The sequence below is a fragment of the Shewanella corallii genome (assembly GCF_023349125.1).
Lineage (GTDB): Bacteria > Pseudomonadota > Gammaproteobacteria > Enterobacterales > Shewanellaceae > Shewanella > Shewanella corallii.
Genome location: NZ_JAKIKT010000002.1, coordinates 382,800 through 406,043 on the forward strand (window position 1 = coordinate 382,800; position 23,244 = coordinate 406,043).

Annotated in this window: 19 protein-coding genes and 1 other RNA gene; 9 read left to right on the forward strand and 11 right to left on the reverse strand. The window is 52.1% G+C overall.

What is annotated here, in order from left to right:
- Positions 1-24: 24 nt before the first annotated feature.
- The 5 genes from L2725_RS06985 to L2725_RS07005 all read right to left on the reverse strand — a co-directional run bounded on the left by L2725_RS06985 (position 25) and on the right by L2725_RS07005 (position 6,467).
- Positions 25-270 carry a hypothetical protein gene (locus tag L2725_RS06985; protein ID WP_249248280.1) on the reverse strand — a complete coding sequence of 82 codons (246 nt, stop codon included), beginning with the start codon at positions 268-270 and terminating at the stop codon, positions 25-27.
- A gap of 521 nt (positions 271-791) precedes the next feature.
- The gene (locus L2725_RS06990; protein WP_249248281.1) at positions 792-1,835 is read right to left on the reverse strand and encodes an alkaline phosphatase D family protein; all 1,044 of its coding nucleotides are present in this window, start codon (positions 1,833-1,835) and stop codon (positions 792-794) included.
- Complete coding sequence (locus L2725_RS06995) at positions 1,832-2,953, reverse strand: alkaline phosphatase family protein (RefSeq protein WP_249248282.1); 1,122 nt, start codon at positions 2,951-2,953, stop codon at positions 1,832-1,834. The genes L2725_RS06990 and L2725_RS06995 overlap by 4 nt, the downstream gene beginning before the upstream one ends.
- Before the next feature lie 125 nt (positions 2,954-3,078).
- Entirely contained in the window at positions 3,079-5,409 is a 2,331-nt protein-coding gene (locus L2725_RS07000) for a TonB-dependent receptor domain-containing protein (RefSeq protein ID WP_249248284.1), read from the reverse strand.
- A gap of 203 nt (positions 5,410-5,612) precedes the next feature.
- Positions 5,613-6,467: a LysR family transcriptional regulator gene (locus tag L2725_RS07005; RefSeq protein WP_249248285.1), complete on the reverse strand. Its 855-nt coding sequence runs from the start codon at positions 6,465-6,467 to the stop codon at positions 5,613-5,615.
- A gap of 278 nt (positions 6,468-6,745) precedes the next feature.
- On the opposite strand from L2725_RS07005, the gene L2725_RS07010 reads away from it, so the two are divergent.
- The 5 genes from L2725_RS07010 to pcaF are packed head-to-tail and all read left to right on the forward strand — an operon-like array spanning position 6,746 to position 12,285.
- Complete coding sequence (locus L2725_RS07010) at positions 6,746-8,359, forward strand: hypothetical protein (protein WP_249248286.1); 1,614 nt, start codon at positions 6,746-6,748, stop codon at positions 8,357-8,359.
- A 15-nt stretch (positions 8,360-8,374) separates the two neighbouring features.
- The gene (locus L2725_RS07015) at positions 8,375-9,085 is read left to right on the forward strand and encodes a 3-oxoacid CoA-transferase subunit A (RefSeq protein ID WP_249248287.1); all 711 of its coding nucleotides are present in this window, start codon (positions 8,375-8,377) and stop codon (positions 9,083-9,085) included.
- Complete coding sequence (locus L2725_RS07020; RefSeq protein WP_249248288.1) at positions 9,082-9,762, forward strand: 3-oxoacid CoA-transferase subunit B; 681 nt, start codon at positions 9,082-9,084, stop codon at positions 9,760-9,762. The genes L2725_RS07015 and L2725_RS07020 overlap by 4 nt, the downstream gene beginning before the upstream one ends.
- Complete coding sequence (locus L2725_RS07025) at positions 9,759-11,093, forward strand: aspartate aminotransferase family protein (RefSeq protein ID WP_249248289.1); 1,335 nt, start codon at positions 9,759-9,761, stop codon at positions 11,091-11,093. Before L2725_RS07020 ends, L2725_RS07025 begins: the two co-directional genes overlap by 4 nt.
- A complete protein-coding gene (gene pcaF / locus L2725_RS07030; protein WP_249248290.1) occupies positions 11,086-12,285 on the forward strand; it encodes a 3-oxoadipyl-CoA thiolase in 1,200 nt (399 codons plus the stop codon). Before L2725_RS07025 ends, pcaF begins: the two co-directional genes overlap by 8 nt.
- A gap of 55 nt (positions 12,286-12,340) precedes the next feature.
- Here the strand turns inward: pcaF and gcvP are convergent, their stop codons facing one another.
- From gcvP to L2725_RS07060, 6 genes are all read right to left on the reverse strand, one after another.
- On the reverse strand, positions 12,341-15,232 hold the full coding sequence (gcvP, locus tag L2725_RS07035) for an aminomethyl-transferring glycine dehydrogenase (protein ID WP_249248291.1): 2,892 nt from the start codon (positions 15,230-15,232) through the stop codon (positions 12,341-12,343).
- A gap of 98 nt (positions 15,233-15,330) precedes the next feature.
- Positions 15,331-15,720, reverse strand: coding sequence for a glycine cleavage system protein GcvH (gcvH, locus tag L2725_RS07040; protein ID WP_115135906.1), 390 nt, complete (start codon positions 15,718-15,720; stop codon positions 15,331-15,333).
- A 27-nt stretch (positions 15,721-15,747) separates the two neighbouring features.
- Entirely contained in the window at positions 15,748-16,842 is a 1,095-nt protein-coding gene (gene gcvT / locus L2725_RS07045; RefSeq protein WP_249248292.1) for a glycine cleavage system aminomethyltransferase GcvT, read from the reverse strand.
- A gap of 273 nt (positions 16,843-17,115) precedes the next feature.
- Positions 17,116-18,330 (reverse strand): FAD-dependent oxidoreductase, encoded by a 1,215-nt coding sequence (locus L2725_RS07050; RefSeq protein ID WP_249248293.1) that lies wholly within the window; start codon positions 18,328-18,330, stop codon positions 17,116-17,118.
- 11 nt (positions 18,331-18,341) lie between these two features.
- On the reverse strand, positions 18,342-19,583 hold the full coding sequence (gene ubiH / locus L2725_RS07055; RefSeq protein WP_249248295.1) for a 2-octaprenyl-6-methoxyphenyl hydroxylase: 1,242 nt from the start codon (positions 19,581-19,583) through the stop codon (positions 18,342-18,344).
- Between the two features lie 68 nt (positions 19,584-19,651).
- Positions 19,652-20,227, reverse strand: coding sequence for a UPF0149 family protein (locus L2725_RS07060; protein ID WP_249248296.1), 576 nt, complete (start codon positions 20,225-20,227; stop codon positions 19,652-19,654).
- Positions 20,228-20,460: 233 nt separating this feature from the next.
- Between L2725_RS07060 and L2725_RS07065 the strand changes: the two genes are divergently transcribed.
- The 4 genes from L2725_RS07065 to L2725_RS07080 all read left to right on the forward strand — a co-directional run bounded on the left by L2725_RS07065 (position 20,461) and on the right by L2725_RS07080 (position 23,222).
- Positions 20,461-20,790: a cell division protein ZapA gene (locus tag L2725_RS07065; RefSeq protein WP_248935188.1), complete on the forward strand. Its 330-nt coding sequence runs from the start codon at positions 20,461-20,463 to the stop codon at positions 20,788-20,790.
- A gap of 24 nt (positions 20,791-20,814) precedes the next feature.
- Positions 20,815-20,995: non-coding RNA, 6S RNA (gene ssrS, locus L2725_RS07070), on the forward strand.
- A gap of 59 nt (positions 20,996-21,054) precedes the next feature.
- Complete coding sequence (locus L2725_RS07075) at positions 21,055-21,645, forward strand: 5-formyltetrahydrofolate cyclo-ligase (protein WP_249248297.1); 591 nt, start codon at positions 21,055-21,057, stop codon at positions 21,643-21,645.
- A gap of 44 nt (positions 21,646-21,689) precedes the next feature.
- Positions 21,690-23,222 (forward strand): EAL domain-containing protein, encoded by a 1,533-nt coding sequence (locus L2725_RS07080; RefSeq protein ID WP_249248298.1) that lies wholly within the window; start codon positions 21,690-21,692, stop codon positions 23,220-23,222.
- Positions 23,223-23,244: the final 22 nt, after the last annotated feature.

The window sequence follows — 23,244 nt, forward strand, 5'->3', positions numbered from 1 at the left end:
CACCGTTCAGACCACAATAGAAACTTAATGCAATTGGTTTGCTCCTTTGTGTTGACCGCCCTTTCCCGCCTCGATTAATGATCTCAGGGATGTTGAATAGCTGTCATCTTGCTGCGGCCCTTTGCTGTCGTTGATTAAGCTGTTAGCCAGCAGAAATTTGAGGTTAAGGGACTCCTGCTCAAGCTCCATCCACCAAATCCAGCCAACTACCACCACAACTGAGATCATCAGCAGCAGCGCCAGCAACAGCTTGGTCTCCAGTATCATCATTCCACTCAGCCTCCCACTGCCTCTAAAAGGCAGTACTCTACGTCAGCACAATGTGTTTCGATTTAGAGTCCACTGACCTGGCAGGCCAGCTATCAAATAAAATTAACCTTATAGTTTTCAGTCGGTATCTGTATGCCGCTCATCACTTCACTGTGTTTTAGTTGTTCTCTTAGCCGGGGGCAGCCTCATGCAATCACATCCTGATTGAGGTCCGCTATCTGTCTTCCCCGTGTTGGTGAAATCACAATGGCATGCTCCCCATCTGAAAGACTTGAATATTATCTGAATAATCTTGAAAAAATATGATGCGGATGGTTTAGATGTTTTAGCCACTTATTTGGAGACTTACGAAGTTCTGATCAGAGTAATAGGTGGGTAAAAACAGGGAGATGTTACTTTTTGGCTTTTCTAATCAAAGCTTCAGGTCCCTGATCAACGCTGGTCAATAGCATTCATGTCTATTAAAAATGGCAGGGAAGATCCCTGCCTGAAATGAGTGGTTATGCAATGCGGTGCATAACTTAATATGGTGAAATCGACTCGAGTAACAACTGCTGCGACATCACCCAATCGCCATTGGCATTTTTAAGTCCAAAAATCAATTGAGGCCCATCTTCATTCCAGTTAATCAACAACTGGCCATAATTCACTTCCGCAGTATACTCGCCAACCCTGTGTTTGTTGGGGCTGACCTGTTTCCACTCCTGAGTCAAACCTGAACTGGTCACCTCCCAAAGTGGATAATCAAGCCCCTGCTCCACCCGGGATATTTCACCCCAATGAGTGTCACCACTTATCATCACCACACCGTTGACCTTATGCTCGCGAATAAACTTAAGCAGGCGATTTCTGTCATAGGGAAAGTTAGCCCAGGATTCCCAACCGGTAAACTCCGGCAGAAGTTGCAGGCTGGAAGCAATAATCCTGACCGCCGCCGGTTTCTTTAACTCCTGCTCCAGCCACTGCCATTGTGCTTCCCCCAGCATGCTGATATCCCCAGCAACCGGTAGATAGGGACCCTCGTTGGAAAACCACTGACGGAGCCAATAACCAGCATAACTGCGGCTGTTCAGAGGCGGGCGATTCCATCTCAGATCGGGCATGATTACCTGAATGGAACGCTCCCCTTCCCCAAAAAAGACGGAAGTGTATATTCCATCCTTACGGCTGCGACGGGGAGAGTCATTCGGCTCCCCCCAAAAGTCGAGCATAATGTCCCTGGACGCCTGTTTTTGTTGGTACTCTCGCCCGGCATCGTTTTCGCCGTAATCATGGTCATCCCAAATGGCAATCACATCTGTGGACTCGATTAACCGGCGAAACCCGGGCTGTTGCCCCAGCTTGTCATATTTGCTTTTCAACACCGCCATATCTTCGGTGTCACCATAAATATTGTCACCAAGAAAGATAAACAGGTCTGCCTGTTCCCGGTTGATGGCATCAAAGATTGGCATAGCTTTATCCTGGTGGCTGCAGGAACCAAAGAGAATATTGAAACTCTCCAGTGGCTTTGACTGCGCCGCGGTGGACAGGCAAAACAGGAGTATCGGAAGAATCGCTCTCATGGCTTGATCACCTCACTGATAACAGCCGCACCTTCGGGATTAAACGCCTCTGCCGACTCTCCAAGCAGCGTCAATATCGTTGGGACAATCTGGGTTGAGTATATTTCTGTTTTCGGTCGCCATACGCCTACAGGTTTGATATCCGGGCCCATGGCAGCCAGCCAGACCTTGTCTGAGCCGACAATCCCCTCAGGGAATTGCTGCAAAGATGACATATAGCCACTGAGGGCACGCCTGGATGAATGGTGTTGCCAGTCAGCTTTGGAAGACCCACGACCATGATCTGTTGTGATAATCAGGTTGGTGTTGTTTCTGTACTCAGGCATGGACTGAAGCGTATGCCACAAATCAGCGATAAAGTTATCGGTTCGTCTTGCCGCCATCAGGTATTGGTCATATTGACCGTCGTGGGCAAAATCATCAGTTTCACCATAAGCGATCACCATTACTCTGGGTTTCACCTGCTTCAAGTAATCCAGAGCATACCTGTGGGTAAAGGCATCCAGCCGCACATTATGCCAGGGCGATGGGATCTCCTTCTGCAGCTGATTAAGTAAGGCGATGTCATCCCCCAGCGGATATCCGCTGGCCGGCATAAACCCTGCGTTAACATGTAAACCGCTGCGCTCATGATTGACTATCGCCGGGAACACATCCCAACTGCCAAACAGCGCCAGCTTTTTGCCGTACTCAGGCCTGGCCGACAACCATTCCAGAAAAGTCACATTGGCATTGGGTACTGGCGCGTTGCTGTCGATGCTCTCGTCGACAATCCCGGTAAGGATCTCACTGTAGCCGGGGTAAGAGAAGAACCAGGGATTCGCCACCGACATACCCGGCCCTTTATCCCGGTTCCCCATCAACGCCCCTTCCCGGGCAATGGTTTGCCACATAAAGTGCATCAGTACACTGCGGGCAATGGTGTGATCCTCAGCCCCGAAACGCGGAGCCATCAAGTCGGGATGTTTTACCAGGGTTTTGTCTTTCAACATCTGCTGGTCAGCACCGTAAAAGACTTCCTGCCATCTCAAACCGTCTATGGTGACCAGTACCAGATTATCCGCCGCTTTCAATGGCAAGACGCAAAGGACTGCCAGCAACATGATGAGAGTTCGCATCCTGCTCTCCTTATAATTGTCAGTCAGGTATTTCACTCAGTTTCTATTGTTTGAGCGTAAACGCAAAAAGGCCCCCGGGTTCCACCAGCGCGGAAGAACCCGGGAGCCGATATCACAGGGCGGAGTTAGAAAACGCCTTTAAAGTTGATAGATGCTGTACGTGGCGCACCAATCCAACCACCCCAGTTACCCGCTACGCCTCCGATATAGCTTTCATCGGTGACATTATTGATAACCATGTTGATCTGCAGCTCTTTCATTCCGGGCACATTGTCGACTGTTACACCGGCATAAAAATCACTGACAACGTAAGAGTCGATTGGCAGCTGATTTTTGGCATCGACAAAGCGCTCACCCACGTACTTGGATGACCAACCGGCTGAGTAAATATCTTTTGCCCAGCTCAGGGACAACACCCCCATATTTTCGGCTGAGCCTGCGACCCGGTTACCTGCAGGATAGTCTGAGTTACCGCCGACATAGGTGGAGTCGTTATAGGTATATGAGCCATAGAGAGACCACTCTTCGGTCATATCATAGTTAAAGAAGGCTTCAACACCGCTTGAGTCAATTCCGCCCACGTTTACCCAGGAGCCATTGGTACCCACCAGATAGTCGATACCGTCCGGTGAATCAGCGGAGAAGAAGTTCAAACGGTTTTCAAACTTAACATCATAGTAGGTGATGGCCGCAGAGAAACGGTCGCCGCCATAACGCAGACCGATATCAAAGTTTTCGGCCGTCTCAGGCTCAATGTTCTGCAGGGCTGAGGCGTCACGCTCCAGCACTTCATCCTTGATAGCGGCGAAGTTTTCGGCGTAACCCACAAAGGCTTCCAGGCCATTAATCGGCAGTTGTACCACCACGCCACCGGACAGCAGCCAGTCAGAGTCAGAATCCACCTTGATGGATTCGCCGCTGAACTTGTCTTTACGCTCCAGATCCACCAGGAACTTCTTCACCCCGATGCGGGCAGACACAATGCCAAATTCAATGGCATCCTGCAGATAGAACATCTTGGTATCTACCGGATACTCCCGGTCATACTGCACCCAGTAGGGAACATGGTTGAACTCATAGCCGGCGCGGGAGTCGATCACCTTATGCCAGTCTCTGTGCTCATCACGCTGATAGTCTTCAAACCACAAACCACCACGCAAGACGTTTTCCATATCACCTATATAGGCCATCCAGTCAAAGTCCAGATTCACACCCACACGTTGCTTCTGGTAATGGGTGTGACGAAATGAGCCCACAGGGACAGCGCCTTCGCCATAACAACGGGGATCATACTGAGCCCCTGCCCCACCATAGGGGAAGGTAATGGAACTTTCGCAGCCGGGATTGGGTGTCAGCGTCTTGCCGTCTTTGTCGACAAAGTACAAACGGCCAATAGGGCTGCCCCCCAGATAGGTTTGATTGGTCAGCTCACTGTTGCCGTTATCACCATCATCATTCACATCCACTATGTAGGGAGGTAACCAGTCACCACGGCCTTCGTTATCGTGGAAATACAGATTTCCGGATAGGTTGAGGTCACCAAAGCTGGTATTGGCTTTCAGGTAAGCAAGGAAGTTTTCACGATTGGTGGACCAACCACGGCGATACACCTGATCGATATAGGGAATGCCGCTCCAGTCATCTGTCAGCCGGTCCCACGCAGGGTTTACCATAAACTGCTCAGGGGTAACCCGCTGGTAGTTATCCTCATGGACATCATCGTAGGCCATGTAAGCTGTGATATCGGTATCCTCACCGAATGAGGAGATCAACTTACCGGCAAAGTGAGTACGGGTGTTTTCCGCAGACTCATTCACCCAGTCTGTGTTGCTTGAACTGGAGGCGCTTATCCAGGCATAAGTGTCATTGAAAATCTCGCCAGTGTTGTAACGCATAAAGTACTTACGGGCATCAAAGTCACCTATAGTCACGCTGGCAGTCATCTGCTGCTCGACAGTCGGATCAAGCGTAATAAAATTAAGGGTACCGCCCAGCGCTTCATTGGAGCGGGAAGCGATATCCGCCGTGCCCTGAGACACTTCAACCATCTGCAGGTTTTCTGTGTCTATGTAGCGGTTGGCCTTGGCTCCACCACCATAATTGGAGTTGCCATTGGGAATGCCATCCACGGTAATCCCTATCTGCTGCTCGTCCAGATTCACCTGAAAACCACGCATCGAAATGGTGGTGGACCAATCGTCTGAGCCAAAGGTATCCCCTTCGTTGATCAGCACTCCTGGCAAATTATCAATTGAGGCCAACACACTGGTCATCACAGACTGCTGCTTGAGCATGCTTTCATCTGTGGTGTTGTTGGAGTAATAGGTGCTCTTCCCACGCACCATAATGCGCTCAATGGAATCGTCCTTTTGCTGCTGTTCATCCGCCGCCACGTTGGCAGAAAGTGAGGTCAGAACGGCGACTGCCAGCAGCTTTTTCCTTGTTATAGGTTTCATATCGGTTCCTAAGATTAGCGATTGATGAAGTAAACCGCCGCAAGTCTAGAAACCATCAATGACGAAAAAGTGAACGTTTCTATGCAGTTCTGAAACAATAGAGGTCATTCACAGAACATTGAGACACTGTTACCGGGCAAAAACAGCTGAAAGCGGGACCTGGCGTGACAATTCGGAACAGCTCCATATCAACAATGAATTTTTTATGACGCGGGAACCAAATCCCCCTGCTCATTACAGGCAGCTATCACCTCCTTTATCACGGGGTTATGACGACGGTCATTGCGAACACTCAGGCCGATGGTTTGAACAATAGGGTCACACTTGATTGGCCTCAATTGGATCTCCGGGACATCGCGTATCTCCTGCCAGTCAGGCAACAGCGCCGCTCCTACCCCGGCAGCCACTAAAGGCCAGGCATACTCTATGGTACGAATATTGGCCCTGGGCTGGAACTTAACCCCCTGCTCAGTCATACGTCCCTTCAATCTGTCCAGCGCCTCACAGGGGCTGCGATTAATGAATGCCAAACCATCCAGCTCCTGCAGTTCAATCAACTCCTTCTGCGCCAATGGCCAGGAGGCTGGCAGCGCCAGATAATAGCTGTCGGTCCAGACTGGAATAAACTCCTGGTGGCTATCCGCTCCCGACGACAGTATGACTCTGGCATCACAGGGTTCGTTTGGGTCAACCAGGGTTAACTCCAGATGCTCTACCCGTTCGGTGATCGCAGTCAGCAGATGGCTCATTCGTTTTGCCCCCAAAGAGCGCATCAAACCCAGCCTCAAGGGAACGGGCGCTGGCGTATTGCTGAACAGCCCCAGTATCACCTTTTCGCCGTTTGTCATCTCCTTCACATAGGGATAAAGGCTATCTGCTGCCGCAGTAGGAAACACACCTCTGGGATGACGGACGAACAGTTCAACGCCCAGTTGCTGCTCCAACTGGGCAATAGCAGAGGATATGGATGGCTGAGAAATGAAGCAGACCCTGGCCGCGCCACTGACACTGCCCTGCTCGTAGACAGCCTGAAAGTATTTCAGTCCCCTTAGGTCCATAACCTCTCCGTACAAATTTCACCCAAGCCATACAGCTTACATATGAGTGACAAAAAAGCCATAGGCAAGACCTATAGCTGTATATCAGTAAATCATATTTCTCGAAAGACCATACAAATCGTAAGGTAAAGAAAGAAGTTTTACGCCAGTTCAGGCAGCTGAGTCATAAGCGGTACAGCACTCTTTCAAACGGGAAGCTGGCAAATAAAACCCACTTATTCCTGATGCATCCTCTCTGATGCCAGGGACTGATTATTCAAATTACAGGACGCAGAATAATGACCACCCAGACCTCAGCCCAGCGTATTGCCGTCAACCAGTACCAAGCCCCCAAGCCTCACCTGAAAGTCTCACCTGATGATGTGCAAACGCTTATCGAACGTTATGGTTACAGTGATGAAACCCGACGTATTATCAAACATGAAAACCTGTTGCCCGCCGGCGTACTGAGTCGTTTGCACGCCTCATACCCTCAGCACTCTGGTCTGCTTGAAACCCGCCCATTCCTGTTCAGGGATAAGGCCCACTACACAGGCCTGTCCGGCTTCCGCGAAGTGTGCACCATCCTCAAAGAAAACGGCATTGAACTGGGTGATATGGACGAGCGCGAGATGTTTGTAGAGGTATACCGTTTCCTCGCGACCCGCCATACCCTCAACTCCATTAACTGGGATAACTATCAAACCGACTCAGTGTTTCAGCTGGTATTCCCCCAGCCCGGCATGATCAGCAAGCTGGACACAGATAAATATGCCTCAGCCCAAAGCCAGGATGCCCGCCACGATATTGCAGTGCAATATATGGAGAAAACCAATCCCCATGATGGTAACCAACAGCTGAACAAGCCCTGGTTTAAAAACGATGCCGGTGAAGTTGAATTCCTTGATGGCAGCCAGCACAAGTATCCGCAATGCCAGTTGGTGTTCGATAAAACCACCCAAAACTGCTTCTCTTTCTGTACCTACTGCTTCCGCCATGCTCAGGTACGGGGCGATGAAGATATGTTTTTACAAAAGGATATTGCCCAGTTGCACGAATACCTGCGCCGCCATCCGGAAGTCACTGACCTGCTGATAACGGGTGGTGATGGAGGCTATATGCCTGTGAGTCGTCTGCGCCAGTATGTGATGCCGTTAATTGAAGACCCCACACTGCTGCATGTAAAGAATGTGCGCCTTGCTACCCGCAGTCTGACCTTCCAGCCTGAGATGATCCTGACCGATAAATACAGTGAAATGCTGGAGCTGTTCGACCTGATGCGTGACAACGGTATGCAGCTGGCCTGGATGGCACACTTCTCCACCCCCAGAGAACTGCTTAACCCAAGTACCATTGCAGCTATCCGTCGCCTGCAGCATCACGGCGTCAACATCCGCAGTCAAAGTCCAATGATGAACCACATCAGCTTGTTCACCCATGAAGATGGCCGTGTGGATATTGATAAGTCAGCACAAAGCTGGGTCGATCTGTCCACCATATTGGGGATGCTCAGTATTGGCTTCCACTCCATGTATTGTGCCCGCCCGACAGGTGAGCATCACTACTACACAGCGCCACTGGCCGATATGGGCAAGATCTTCAACAAGATCTATCGTTCACTCTCCTCCATCAATCGCCCATCCAGACATATATCCATGACAATTTCCGCTGGCAAACTGGCGATTCTCGGGACAGCTGAGGTCAATGGCGAGAAGTGCTTTGCCTTGCAGTTTACCGAAGCCCGCAATATGGAGTGGATGGACAAAGTCATCCTGGCCAAATATGACGAGCAGGAAAATAAGATCGACTGCCTGACACCGCTGGATACAGACAAGTTCTTCTTTGAGGATGAGTTGGCTGACATCGAACAACAGCTGGCCGATGGCCTGGCTCAACATATGGCTGCTCACTGAGGAAGCGAACAGAAAATGATAGATAAATTTGTTGCAACTGCAGCGCAGGCCGTCGCGGATATTCGCGACGGCGCCACCGTCATGATAGGTGGCTTTGGAGAAGCCGGAAGTCCCATCGAATTGATTCATGCCCTTATCGATCAGGGAGCCAGAGACTTAACCGTTATCAACAATAATACCGGCAGTGGTCATGTGGGGTTGGCCGCCCTGATTGAAAACCGCAGAGTCAGAAAGATGATCTGCTCATTTCCCCGCACCGCCAACTCCACTGTGTTTCCTGAGCTATATCACGCCGGGGAAATTGAACTTGAGCTGGTGCCTCAGGGAACCCTGGCAGAGCGTATTCGCGCCGGAGGTGCAGGTATTCCGGCGTTTTACACTGCCACCAGCGTAGGTACGCCTCTGGCAGAAGGTAAGGAACACAGGGAGTTCGATGGCAGGGAGTATGTGATGGAGCCAGGCCTGACAGCTGATTTTGCGCTGATAAAGTGCCAGCAGGCCGATCGTATGGGCAATCTGGTTTACAACAAAACTGCCCGTAACTTCGCACCAATCATGGCCATGGCCGCCACCACCACCATAGTTCAGGCCAACCAGACCTGCGCAGCCGGAGAGCTCAGTCCGGAGCATATCATCACACCGGCACTCTTTGTTCAGCGTGTGGTTCATGTAGCCAACCCACAACAGGAGTCTCAGCTCGTGGCTCAGGGGAGACAGTATCCATGACGGCAACTCGGTTTAAAGGATGGAACAGAGAGCAGATGGCCGCCCGGGCTGCCCTGGATATTCCCGACGGCAGCATAGTCAACCTGGGGATTGGCATTCCTGAAATGGTTGCCCGTTTCGTGCCTGCAGGAAGGGAAGTGCTCTATCACACAGAAAACGGTTTGCTGGGAATGGGCCCGCCTCCAGAGCCAGGACAGGAAGACCCGGAACTGATTAACGCAGGTAAGAAACCTGTCACCCTGAATCCCGGCGCCAGCTTTTTTCATCATGCCGACAGCTTCGCCATGATACGGGGTCATCATATAGATATCTGCGTACTTGGGGCCATGCAGGTCTCCGAGGGCGGCGATCTGGCCAATTGGTCTACAGGTGCCAAAGATGCTGTGCCGGCAGTGGGTGGTGCCATGGATCTGGTCGCCGGAGTAAAAACTATTTATGTCATTACCCAGCACACCACCAGAGACGGTACCCCTAAAATAGTGGCTCAGTGCAGCTATCCCCTCACAGGAAAACAGGTGGTCAGCCGCATATACACAGATCTGGCGGTACTTGAGGTCACAGATACCGGCCTTGCGGTTTTGGAGATGGCTCCCGGCCTTAACCTGGATCAACTTCAGTCAGTCACCGGCTGTAAACTTTATCCGGCGTCCAGCTTATGCGAGGGGGCAAACCAATGAGTAAAAGTGCCGCTCTGTATGACAGAGCATTAAACCTTATGCCAGGTGGTTGTAGCCGCAACACAGTGCTTAGAAAGCCTCACCCGCTTTACGCAGCCAAAGGCTTTGGCTGCAGAGTCACAGATGTAGATGGCATCTCCCGGCTCGACTTTGCCAACAATATGGCGTCACTCATCCATGGCCATGCTCACCCGACCATCACCGAAGCGGTCACCCGGCAGTTATCACTTGGTACCGCCTTTACCCTGGCAACAGAGGCGGAGCTTGAATATGCGGAGCATCTACTTGGACGCAATCCGGACTTCGAGCAAATCAGGTTCGTTAACTCAGGAACAGAAGCGGTAATGAGCTGTTTAAAGGCAGCCAGAGCCTACACAGGGCGTCCCAAAATCGCCAAAGTGGAAGGGGCTTATCACGGCTTATATGACTATGCCGAAGTAAGCCAAACCGCATCCCCCGCCAACTGGGGGGAAAGAAGCCGCCCCGCCAGCGTACCTGTTGCCTCGGGTACCCCAAAAAGTGCATTGGATGATGTGGTGATTATCCCCTTCAATGACCTGCCAACCGCCTTGGAAATTCTGACGGAACATCAGGATGAAATAGCCTGCATATTGGTTGATCTGCTCCCCCACAGGGTGGGTCTTATGCCCGCAGATGATGAGTTTATTCAGGGACTGAGAACCTGGTGTGATCAACATGCTGCCCTGCTGGTATTCGATGAAGTAATAACCTTCAGAGGAAATATTGGCGGCGCACAGCAAAACTATTCGGCAGTGCCGGACCTGACGGCCATGGGCAAGATGATAGGAGGAGGTTTTCCGGTAGGCGCATTGGCCGGTCGCCAGGAAGTGATGCAGGTGATGAACCCCCTGTCATCACAGATGAAGTTCCCCCACTCCGGCACCTTCTCCGCCAACCCTGTGACCATGATTGCCGGCAAGACCGCCATGGAGCTGTACGATACCCAGGCAGTGAAGCGGCTCAATGCCATGAATGCCAGCCTGATGGAGCAGATCAATCAGGCTATCTCACAGGCAGATATCCCGGCCTGCGTCTCCGGCGGTGGTTCCATGTTCAGAATTCACCTGAAACCCGAACTCCCCAGCAACTATCGTGAAACCTACAGTGGTGCTGAAGAAACCAGAATAAGGGGCTTACTGCTTGATCATATGTTTGATAACGGCATCATGATGATCAACACCTGCTCCGGTACCCTGTCCACTGCAATGGATCAGAATGAACTGGATCAGTTCTGCGATGTGCTACTGCAGGGCTTTATCAAGATCAAACCCCAGCTGGATAACCCGGGAAAGGAATACCCCCATGTCTGAAGTTTATATCTGTGACGCCATACGTACTCCTATAGGCCGTTATGGCGGTAGTCTGGCCAGCGTTCGTGCCGACGATCTGGCTGCAAAACCTCTCACCGCCCTGATGAACCGAAATCCGACCGTTGACTGGCATAAGGTCGATGATGTGATGCTGGGATGTGCCAACCAGGCAGGTGAAGACAACCGTAATATTGCCAGAATGGCGCTGCTGTTGGCGGGTATGCCCATAGAGGTTCCCGGTGTCACCCTTAATCGTCTGTGCGGCTCTGGCCTGAACGCCGTTGGAGATGCCTTCCGTGCCATTCGCAGTGGTGAATCTGAGCTTGTAATCGCAGGTGGAGTAGAAAGCATGTCTAGGGCTCCTTACGTGATGGGCAAGGCACAAGCCGGCTTCGACCGTAATCAGCAGATGTTCGACACCACAATGGGGTGGAGATTTGTCAATCCTGCACTGGATAAACTCTATGGCACAGAGACCATGCCACAAACTGCAGAGAACCTGGCGCGAAAGTTCGATATCAGTCGGGAGGCTCAGGACGCCTTTGCCCACTGGAGTCAAAGCAAAGCCGCCATGGCGCAAGCCGATGGTCGTTTCAATGATGAACTGATGCCGGTAGCAATTCCAAAACGAAAAGATGGTCCCTTTATGTTCGACAAAGATGAGCATCCAAGGCTCTCCTCTGTGGAAAAACTGGCAAGCCTTAAGCCGCTATTTGAAGACGGCTCGATTACAGCGGGGAACGCTTCAGGCATCAATGATGGTGCAGCCGCCCTGCTGCTGGCGTCCAAATCTGCGGTTGAACAATATCAGCTCACGCCCAAAGCCAGAGTACTGGGCATGCAGGTCACCGGAGTACTGCCTGGTATTATGGGAATAGGGCCGGTATCCGCCACAGCTAAACTGCTTGAACGCCTGAACCTGACCTTGGATGAGTTTGATATTCTCGAGTTTAATGAGGCCTTTGCCGCACAGGCGCTAAGCTGCACCCGCCAATTGGGGTTGGCTGATGATGACCCACGAATTAACCCCATGGGAGGCGCAATTGCCCTTGGACATCCGCTGGGAATGAGCGGCGCCAGACTGGCAACAACCGCCACCTACCAATTACAGCAAACAGGGGGCCGTCTTGCTCTGTGCACCATGTGTATAGGGGTTGGTCAGGGGATCGCTATGGTGTTGGAAAGCGTCTGATACACATATAGAAAAGGCGCCCTGAGGCGCCTTTTATCATTCAAGCCGTGACCTGTTAGTCTTCGTATTCGCTCATAGGTACACAGGCGCAGAACAGGTTTCTGTCGCCATACACATCATCGATACGGTTAACTGTTGGCCAGAACTTATTGGCTTTCACCGCAGCAGATGGGAACACCGCCAGTTCACGGCTGTATGGTCGGGCATCGAACGCAGGGTCCATAATATCAGCCAGAGTATGCGGCGCATTATGCAGCGGGTTATTGTCCGCAGGCCATTCACCGCTTTCCACTTTGGCAATCTCCTGACGAATGGAGATCATGGCGTCGATAAACCGGTCCAGCTCAACCTTGGACTCTGACTCTGTCGGCTCAACCATCAAAGTACCGGCAACCGGGAAGCTCATGGTTGGCGCGTGGAAGCCGTAGTCGTTCAGACGCTTGGCGATATCCATCTCGGTAACACCGGACGCTTCCTTCAGCGGACGCAGATCCACAATACATTCGTGGGCAATACGGCCATTGCGACCACGATACAGAATCGGATAATGCTCACCCAGGCGCTTGGCCACATAGTTGGCACTCAGCATGGCAGTTTGAGTCGACTCAGTCAGACCTTTAGTCCCCAGCAGACGAATATACATCCAGCTGATTGGCAGGATACCTGCACTGCCGTATGGTGCAGCAGATACAGCACCATTATCCTGACTTTCATCACCTGTCTTAACCACTGCGTGACCGGCAACAAATGGCGCCAAATGGGATTTAACACCGATTGGGCCCATACCTGGACCACCACCACCGTGAGGAATAGCAAAGGTCTTGTGCAGGTTCAGGTGAGATACGTCAGCACCGATAAAGCCAGGCGTAGTCAGACCCACCTGAGCGTTCATGTTGGCACCGTCCAGATATACCTGACCGCCGTGCTCGTGAATGATGTCGCAGATCTCACGCACAGTCTCTTCATACACACCATGGGTAGATGGGTAAGTGATCATCACACAGGACAGGCTGTCAGCCATTTCGGCCGCCTTGTTACGCAGATCTTCCAGATCCACGTTACCCTGCTTGTCACAGGCGGTAACCACGACTTTCATCCCGGCCAACTGGGCAGATGCCGGGTTGGTGCCATGGGCAGATTGAGGGATCAGACAGATATTTCTGTGACCTTCGCCGCGGGACTCATGATACTTGCGAATCGCCAGCAGACCGGCGTATTCACCCTGAGCACCTGAGTTAGGCTGCATGCACACGGCATCGTAACCGGTAATATCCACCAGCCACTCAGACAGTTCACCAATCAACTGCTGGTAACCTTTCGCCTGCTCCTGTGGGCAGAATGGGTGCATATTGGCAAATTCAGGCCAGCTGACAGGGATCATCTCCACTGCAGCGTTCAGCTTCATGGTGCAGGAACCCAGCGAGATCATTGAATGGTTCAGCGCCAGATCCTTGTTCTCCAGACGCTTGATATAACGCATCATCTCAGTCTCTGAGTGATAGCTGTTAAAGGTCGGGTGAGTCAGGAACTCAGTATCACGCTTCACTGCCGCCGGAATAGTATCGACATTGGCTGCCAATAGCTCATCGTCAATCAACCCAGGCTTCAGACCATGTCCTTCGCCCACAATGACGGTAAACAGATCAGCAATATCAGCACGAGTGGTAGTTTCATCTATGCTCACACCCAGGGTGCCTTCTGCATCCTGACGCAGGTTCATTCCGGCAGCCTGAGCACGCTTAACGACAGCGGCTGTGTCTGCCACCTTAAAGGTCAGGGTGTCGAACCAGGTGTTGTTGGCCAGCTCAATGCCCTTGGCTTTCAGGCCGGTAGCCAGGATGTCAGCCAGGCGGTGAATACGACCGGCGATACGCTTCAAACCATCCGGGCCATGGTACACGGCGTAGAAAGAGGCCATATTCGCCAGCAGCACCTGAGCAGTACAGATGTTGGAGTTGGCTTTTTCGCGACGGATATGCTGCTCACGGGTCTGCATCGCCATGCGCAATGCCTTGTTGCCACGGGTATCCTTGGACACACCGATAATACGGCCTGGCATGGAGCGTTTGTGCTCGTCACGGGTAACAAAGAAGGCGGCGTGAGGACCACCGAAGCCCATAGGCACACCAAAGCGCTGGGCAGAGCCGAATACCACGTCGGCACCCATGGAGCCAGGCGACTTGAGCATCACCAGCGACATGATGTCGGCCCCCACAGACACCACAACCTTCTTCTCATGCAGTCTGGCAATCAGATCTGTGTAATCAGTGATTTCGCCGAAACGGTTGGTGTACTGTAGCAGCGCACCAAACAGGTCATGGTTAACCGCTTCTTCAGCCGGGCCTACAACCACGTCAAAACCAAAACACTCGGCGCGGGTCTTAATCACATCCAGAGTTTGCGGGAAAACGTCGTCCGCCACGAAGAAGGTGTTTGCCTTTTTGGCCTTGGAAACGCGCTTGGCCAGTGCCATAGCTTCGGCCGCGGCCGTGGCTTCATCCAGCAGAGAAGCAGAGGCCAGGTCCAGACCGGTCAGGTCGATGGACAGATGTTGGAAGTTCAGAATAGCTTCCAGTCGGCCCTGGGCAATTTCCGGCTGGTATGGCGTATAAGCGGTATACCAACCTGGATTTTCGAATACGTTACGCAGGATCACATTGGGCACTTCAGTGCCGTAATAACCCATACCGATATAGTTTTTAAAGACCTGATTCTGGTCGGCCAGCTTGCGAATATAGGCCAAACCTTCCGCTTCATTGTAGGAAGGACCTACCTTCAAGCCGTCCTTGAGACGGATGGACTCAGGAACAATCTGTGCAGTCAGGTCTTCCAAAGACTCGGCGCCAACACAGGACAGCATTTCACGCTGTTGTTCGGCATCCGGCCCGATATGACGGCCAATAAATTGTTCGTGCTGCTCTAGCTGGGTCAGGGATTGTTTGGTCATGATACGCCTTGTTCTATCTTACTGCCGGCTTAAGCGCCGGTCTAAAAGGGGCACAGATACAAACAAAGCCCCCGCGGGGGCTTTGTATTGGGTACAGCTTACTCTTCGTCGATAACAGCCTGATAGGCTTCTGCATCCAGCAGGTTATCCAGCTCAGCGGCATCAGTTGGCATGACACGGAAGAACCAGCCATCACCATATGCATCACTGTTTACCAGCTCTGGAGACTCTTCCAGTGCTTCGTTTACCGCCAGTACTTCACCTGACAGAGGTGCGTAGATGTCAGATGCTGCCTTTACAGACTCTGCCACAGCACAATCTTCACCAGCGTTGACAGTGTCACCTACTTCAGGCAGCTCAACAAACACCATATCGCCGAGCAGTTCCTGGGCGTGCTCAGTAATACCGATTGTGTAGCTGCCATCTTCCTCTTTGCGAACCCACTCGTGAGAGGATGCATACTTCAGCTCGGTTGGGATGTTGCTCATTGTTATAATTCCTTGTTCCGTTATCTCTTAGAAAGCTTGTTTTCCGTTGCGTACAAAGCAGGGAGATACCACCCTGACAGGGACTCTTTTGTTACGCACTTCGACTTCGGCAGTCTCACCAATACCCGCATCGACGCGAGCCATCGCGATAGAATAACCCAATGTCGGAGAAAAAGTACCGCTGGTGATCACGCCCTTGTGCTCTGCACCGGCGTCATCATTGAAACATACTGTCATGCCATGGCGCAGTACCCCTTTGGTCTCCATCACCAAACCGACCAGCTTGTCAGCACCGGCAGCCTTGATGGCACTCAACGCTTCACGACCAATAAAGTCGCGCTCAGACGGTTCCCAGGCAATGGTCCAGCCCATGTTGGCTGCCAGAGGGTTAACGGTTTCGTCCATATCCTGACCATACAGGTTCATACCGGCTTCCAGACGCAGGGTATCCCGGGCACCCAGACCACAGGGACGCACGCCGGCATCGAGTAATGCCTGCCACAGTGCCTCAGCCTGGGCTTCAGGTACGATAATCTCGTAACCCGCTTCACCTGTGTAACCGGTAGTGGCAATAAACAGCTCACCAGCCTGAACACCGAAGAAAGGCTTCATTCCTTCCACTGCAGCGTTCTGCTCAGCATTGAATACCTCTGCAGCTTTGGCTTTGGCATTCGGGCCCTGGACTGCAATCATCGCCAGTTCAGGACGCTCGGTGACAGTGACATCAAAGCCTTCGGTTTGCAGCGCAATCCAGGCCAGATCTTTTTCACGGGTGGCCGAGTTCACTACGATACGGTAGAAGTCATCGTTCAGATAATAGGTAATCAAATCGTCGATTACCCCGGCGTCGTGGTTCAGCATGCCGCCGTACAGGGCTTTGCCGGACACCTTGAGCTTGGCTACGTCATTAGCCAGCAGGCGCTGGAGGAAGGCTTTGGCACCGGTTCCGGTAATGTCGACCACTGTCATGTGGGACACGTCGAACATGCCTGCGTCCTGACGCACGGCGTGGTGTTCTTCGATTTGCGAGCCATAGTTCAGGGGCATATCCCAACCATGGAAATCGACCATCTTGGCACCGGATTCCAGGTGCTTGGTGTAGAGTACGGTTTTATTAGCCATTGTAATCCCTTCTATGGGTCTGAGGTCATCTCATCAGGTCTTCGCCTGTTAATCAGCAGCGTAATCAGGACTTACAGATTAAGTCATCACTGCCGAGACAACCTGCTTTGGAAATGCGGCAAAATTATACCGCCCGTTGTGGTTTTGTATACAAAAAGATATTCATCACCAACTGCTTAGTGCATTAGTAAAAATAATGCGAATAATTAGTTATCTTCAACGCAGCAGCGGGCTTTCAAAGCCGATCCCCCGCCACTGCTGGGATAAGGACCTTTAGCGGCAAAGCCTGGGCAGACCGGATTTTTTACCCATGGCCTGTTGGATGAACAGTGTTTTCAGAGGAGAGACTGAATCAACCAGATTCAAACCCAGATCCCTGATCGCTTTTTTGATTGGATTACTTCCCGCGAACAACTGCTTAAACCCTTCCATTGCGGTAATCATCTCCAGTGCGTCAGCCTTGCGCCAACGTTCCAGCGCCCGCAAATGGCGATATTCGCCTATGTCCTTTCCGGCCTGTTTCAATTCAGCCACGGTATCGACAATGGCTGCGGCATCCAAAAAGCCCAGGTTCACGCCCTGCCCCGCCAGCGGATGTATGGTATGAGCCGCATCACCGGCCAGAATAAGTCGATGACGGGCAAAGTGTCTGGCGTAACGCATCCGCAGCGGGAACGACACGCGCTTGCCATCACCGGCCAGTCGACACATGCCAAGGCGTCCGTCCATCGCCACAGTCAGACGCTTCTCAAACTCTTCATCTGTGGCGGCAAGCAAGCTGGCCGCCTGTTCCGGTGCCACTGACCAGACAATCGAACAGAGGTTGTCTTCATTGAGCGGCAGGAAAGCCAGCACGCCATCCCCCAGAAACGCCTGTCTGGCTGTTGAGTTATGGGGCTGCTCGGTTCTGATGGTCGCGACGATGGCATGATGGCCGTAATCCCAGAAGGTCAGAGGGATCTGGCACAGGCTACGCACCTGAGACTGAGCACCATCGGCAGCCACCACCAATGCAGCACTCACCTGATCGCCATTATCCAGTGTCAGCCAGGCTTCCCGCTCACCAAAGGCCAGCTTCTCCATGCGGACACCTTCAAGGTGAGTCACATTGGCTAAACCGGCTGCACTGCGTGCCAGTGCGTAACTGATGGCATCATTCTCGACAATAGCGCCCAGCGCAGGCTCAGACAGACTTTCGGCATCGAAGCTGATCTTACCCAGACCATCTTTGTCCCACACTTCCATACGGCGGTAAGGGCCTGTGCGCTGGGCATCGATATAGCTCCAGGCGCCCAGATTGTTCAACAGGCACTGACTGGCCTGATTGATGGCGCTGACTCTCAACCTTGGGTGACCTGTCACTGGCTGGCACTCGCCGGCATCTATTACCAGGGTTTTTACCCCGGCCTCGGCCAGACCACAGGCTATCGCCAGCCCAACCATGCCACCGCCGACGATGGCAACATCATAGGTTTGTGTTGTAATCATGTTTTAGTTGCTCATATCCCTCTGGCTTCAACACTCCGCCAACCCATGGCTTGATGAGCCAAAGGCGTTTTCAGCGGCGGTATCCAGGAAAGCAGACGCAATCCCATGTTGCGTCCTGCAGTCAGCGGCAGATAATTGTTTGAAAAGCCCCTGACCAAAAATTCAATATTGGTGACTGTCGATTGTCTGTCTTCAGCCCGGCTGCGAAGAAAGTCATGCACCAGAGTGGTTGCGCCTACATCTTCACCTGAGCACAACTGCTTATCGATACAGGCAATCAAGTCAACCACATCCCTGAGGCCCAGGTTAAATCCCTGACCGGCAATCGGATGCAAGGTCTGGGCAGCATTGCCAATAAATACACAACGATGATAGCCCGGCCTTGGCATCACACTCATGGTCAACGGGTAACAGTGGCGCGTTCCTGCCTGCACAAAGCGGCCAGCACGATAGCCGAATGCCTGTTGCAGTTCAGCCAGAAAATCTGAATCATCCAGCGTCATCACCCGCTCAGCCTGTTCATGTTCCAGCGCCCACACCACAGATAGCCGGTGAAGACCGTCCACTCGAGACATTGGCAGCATGGCCAGCGGACCGGATTCGGTGAACCTTTCCCAGGCCATACCCGGTTTTCCATCAGTTACTGCGACATTGGCAATGACCGCACTTTGGCCAAACTCTGTCAGGGTTTGTTGCAGCTTAAATTGCTGGCGAACTTTGGACTGGGCACCATCGGCGGCGACCACCAGAGACGCCGTGAGTTGCGCGCCACTGCTCAGAGTGAGGGTATGGCAGTGTTCACCGGCATCGATCTGTTGCAGTGAATCGGGGCAAAAATAGCTGATATCAGACTTTTCCAGCATGGCATCCAGCACCTGCCCTACTGCTGCCAGCTCAACCACCTGACCAAATGCCGGCACCTTAAACGCTTCGGCATCCATTCGCGTCATACCAAAATGGCCGCGATCGGACACATGAATGGTGTCAATCTTTGTTCCAAGATGTCTGAGTGCAGCCCAGAGTCCAAGAGTATCAAGTTGATGAACAGAGCCATGTGAAAGTGCAATGGCTCTGGCATCAAAGCCGGGATGCGACTTGCTGACTTTGAAGGCCTCAACCAGCGCTATACGCAGCTTGCGACCGGATGCGCCAAGTTTTGCCAGGCCCAGGGCCAATGTGGCACCAGCCATGGCACCACCAATAATCACTACATCATAATGAGATTGAGTCGATTCGCTGCTCATACGCTTCATTTGGCGCCCGGCGCCTGTTTTTTATTGATGAAAAAATGGCGGCCAATGCCGCCATTCGGTTCACTCTATCAGTGAATAATTTTGTCTTCTGCGGCATCGTCCACACTTGGCTCAGGACCAAACTCGGCATAACACAAAATGGCCGACATACGGACAAACTCCAGAATTTCCATATAAGCGGCCTCGGACTCTTCATCTTCAGTCACATCCAGCTCTACCCGGGCAATCTCCGCCAGATCCTGGATAACTTCACGAACATCAGCAGAAGCCTGATTTAACTTCGGCTGGATAATCGCCAGGCCGGTCAGGAAGCTCTGCACCCAAAGTGACAGGGCTTCAACTCTTGAGGCCAGAGGCTCTTCCTCCTCTGGCAATAATGGTACAAAGCCAAATTCAGCATCTGCCAGACGGGTCAGGGCATCCTGATACATCTCACCTACCAGCACCTTAAGTTCACCTGTCAGTGGTTGACCATCATTCATCAGCTCCGCCAAAGGCTTTTGCCAGCCATCACGATTGACAGACACTCCGCCACTGATCAGGCCCACCAGAGCACCGTGAACTTCGACTGGATGTTGTCCTATCTCTGCAGCGCTCAGAGCGGTTTTCAATTTGTCGATACAAAGGGAGGGAGGGGTCGCCATAGGTGTTTGAGTCCAAATACAGATTTAATCCAGCAATGCTAGCAGATGTGGTGTCTGTGACCAAGGGAAGCACCCGCTCGTGGGCACAAATTTTCGTCGCAGATTGGCATGCTGTTCACTCCTTGGGCAAGCACAGTGATCCCGCGCTATTTCACGCACTGCTTATCTTGCACTTTGGCCCCCGGCCTTATATAGTCCGCCTCAAGAGACCCAGGTAAGGAACACAGCGAAAAATGAGTAACAGTGCAGTTGATATCACCCTTCAGGGGCGCACGTACTCTATCGCCTGTCCGGCGGGTCAGGAAGCCGCGTTGAAAGCGGTTGCCACTAAGCTTGAGAAACAACTCGCTTCCCTGAGGTCACGAACCAACAGTTTGAGCCGGGAAGAGCTGGCCATCATGGCGGCCCTGAACATAGGCTATGAGTTGTTTGAAGAGCAGAAAAAGAATCAGGACTACATCAGACAGATGGATGAGCGTATCGGTCTGTTGCAGTCAACCCTCGAAAATGCGCTGGTTGAGCGCAGCCGAGGGGATAAGAGTACCGAAACCACATCGGAATAAACCGGGTTTCAGTCAATCCAAATTCGCTCTCTGGGGTGTGCGACAGCAGGTAATGTCCCTGTGCCGATATTTTTAAACCCAGGGTGAATGCTTTACTGACATTGAGCATGCTCGGCCCGTACCGAGAAGCCTTAGGAGGTAATCATTTACCCGCCTTGAACCTACGGTTCAAGGGCTACACCCGCATCGGCACCCTGGAGAGCACCAAAATTCAGTTTATCTGTATGTATGCAGATAATTGATAAATAAAGTATTTCCTTAATTGTGGAAACCAGAGCAGAACTCAGACGCCGAATAAGGCAACAGCGCAGCAAACTTACAGCTGCCCAGCAGACAGAGGCGACACAACAGCTCGTCGACCTGCTGCTACCTGAGCTGCTCAAACGTCAAGTCCAACATATCGCCCTTTACCTCTCCAACGACGGTGAACTCAATACCCTTCCTCTTATTCAGGCGCTGTGGCAACACAATATTCTCGTCGCGCTGCCGGTATTGCACCCCTTCTCCCCCGGGCATTTGCTGTTTCTCCACTACCACCCCGATTCCCCGATGACCACCAATCGCTATGGGATAGCCGAGCCCAGGCTCGACATCAGTCAACTTGTGCCTTTGCATAAGCTGGACCTGATCCTGACGCCTTTGGTTGCCTTCGATAAACAGGGAAACCGCCTTGGCATGGGCGGCGGTTTTTACGACCGAACCCTGGCTTGCAGCAATGCACCTGCAGCCATGGGAATTGCACATGAGTGTCAAAAGGTGTCTGCGTTGCCAGTGGAAAGCTGGGATATACCTCTACCAGAGATAGCCACCCCTGATGCTCTGTATCAATTTTCAACCCCCAATCTTCATCTATAGACCTCAATAACTGACGTCTTCACACCTTGAAGTAAAGAGGAATCGTGATCTCAGCATTCGCACCAAAGCTGCACTCTTTGGACAGGCATGCCCTGCTCATTGGCGTCATGCTATTTGTGTTGCCCATTCTGGCTGCGCTGTCGACCCATAAAATGTTGACTGCGCACCTGGTGGATTATCGGATGCAACAAACTATGGATAGTATTACTGGCCTGATTAACCAGCAAACCCATAACGGCGAGTCGAAAGATGCCCACAATCAATTGGTCAATGCTTTTAACTTTGACTGTGGCGCCAAAGATCAAGCCCTGTTGTCCAGCCCCGGGATAAGCCCCAGTGAAGTTCGGGTAGTACAACTTGAACTGGCCGGCGCGCAACGTTGTTCCAATCTGGGGACGCCGGTTGATTTCCATCTGGATAGTGTGAAAAAGGTGGATGGTGTTCCTATCTATCTGGGCACCAGCCGTTCGCCCCTGCTGGAAAGTCGCGCGCTGGTTTATATATTGCAGTTGGGCCCCCATCGCCTGCTGGCCATGGTAAATAACCGTGTCTACAGCGATATGCTCAATAACAACTGTAAAAACTGCTACCAGTTGGTATTCAACTACCCTGAACTGAAACCTATTCTGCTTGGGCCAACAGTGCTGAGACAAGACAGGTATAAGTACACCCGAGCCCGGGATGCAGATGCCTTTGGACTCGAGCTGACCCTTAATGCTGGCGATCAGTTGCACAAAGAGGTCAGCGAGCAGGTGTGGCTGGTACTGCTGCTGTCATCTCTGGGTATTGGCTTTGCTGCCAACTGGTTGGTTGCGCACTGGCGTAACCGCCGTATCTCTCCCGGATACCTGATTAGAAGAGGTCTGGAAAATGGCGAGTTTATCCCCTACTACCAACCTGTAATCGATACCCAGACCGGTGAGCTGATAGGTCAGGAAGTCCTGATTCGATGGCAGCGGCCCGATGGACAATTAATCCCTCCCAGCCAGTTTATTCCCTATGCGGAGGAACATGGACTTATCATCCCCATGACCCACCTGCTGCTGGAGAAAATTTGCCAGGATCTTCCTTCCCTTCAGGGTTGGGTGAGTATCAATGTGGTCGCAGAACACCTTGAGAAAGGCCTGTTAAGTCAATATCTCAAGTCCAAAGAGACAGATATCAGCCGAATCTGTTTTGAGCTCACTGAGCGGCAGCCAATGACCAACTTCAGCGCTGCGGTAAAAGAGATTGAGACCCTGGGTAAGATCTGCCATGGCGTCAAACTGGACGATTTTGGTACAGGTTTTGGCGGCTTTGGCTACCTGCATAAGCTGGGGATCAAGTGCATTAAAATCGACAAGATGTTTATCGATACCATAGGTACAGATGACCTTAAGCGAGGAGTGCTGAACTCCATTATTGCCTTCGGTCGTGAGACCAGTATGGAGATGATTGCAGAAGGGGTGGAAACCCAACAGCAGCTTGATTATCTGTCCGCTAAAGGGGTTCATCTGGTGCAGGGATATTTCTATGCCCAGCCCTTGTCACTGGCGGATCTGCTGCTGCGTTACCCCATTTTGAAGCCACACGATTAACCCCTTGTCAGGACAACCGGTA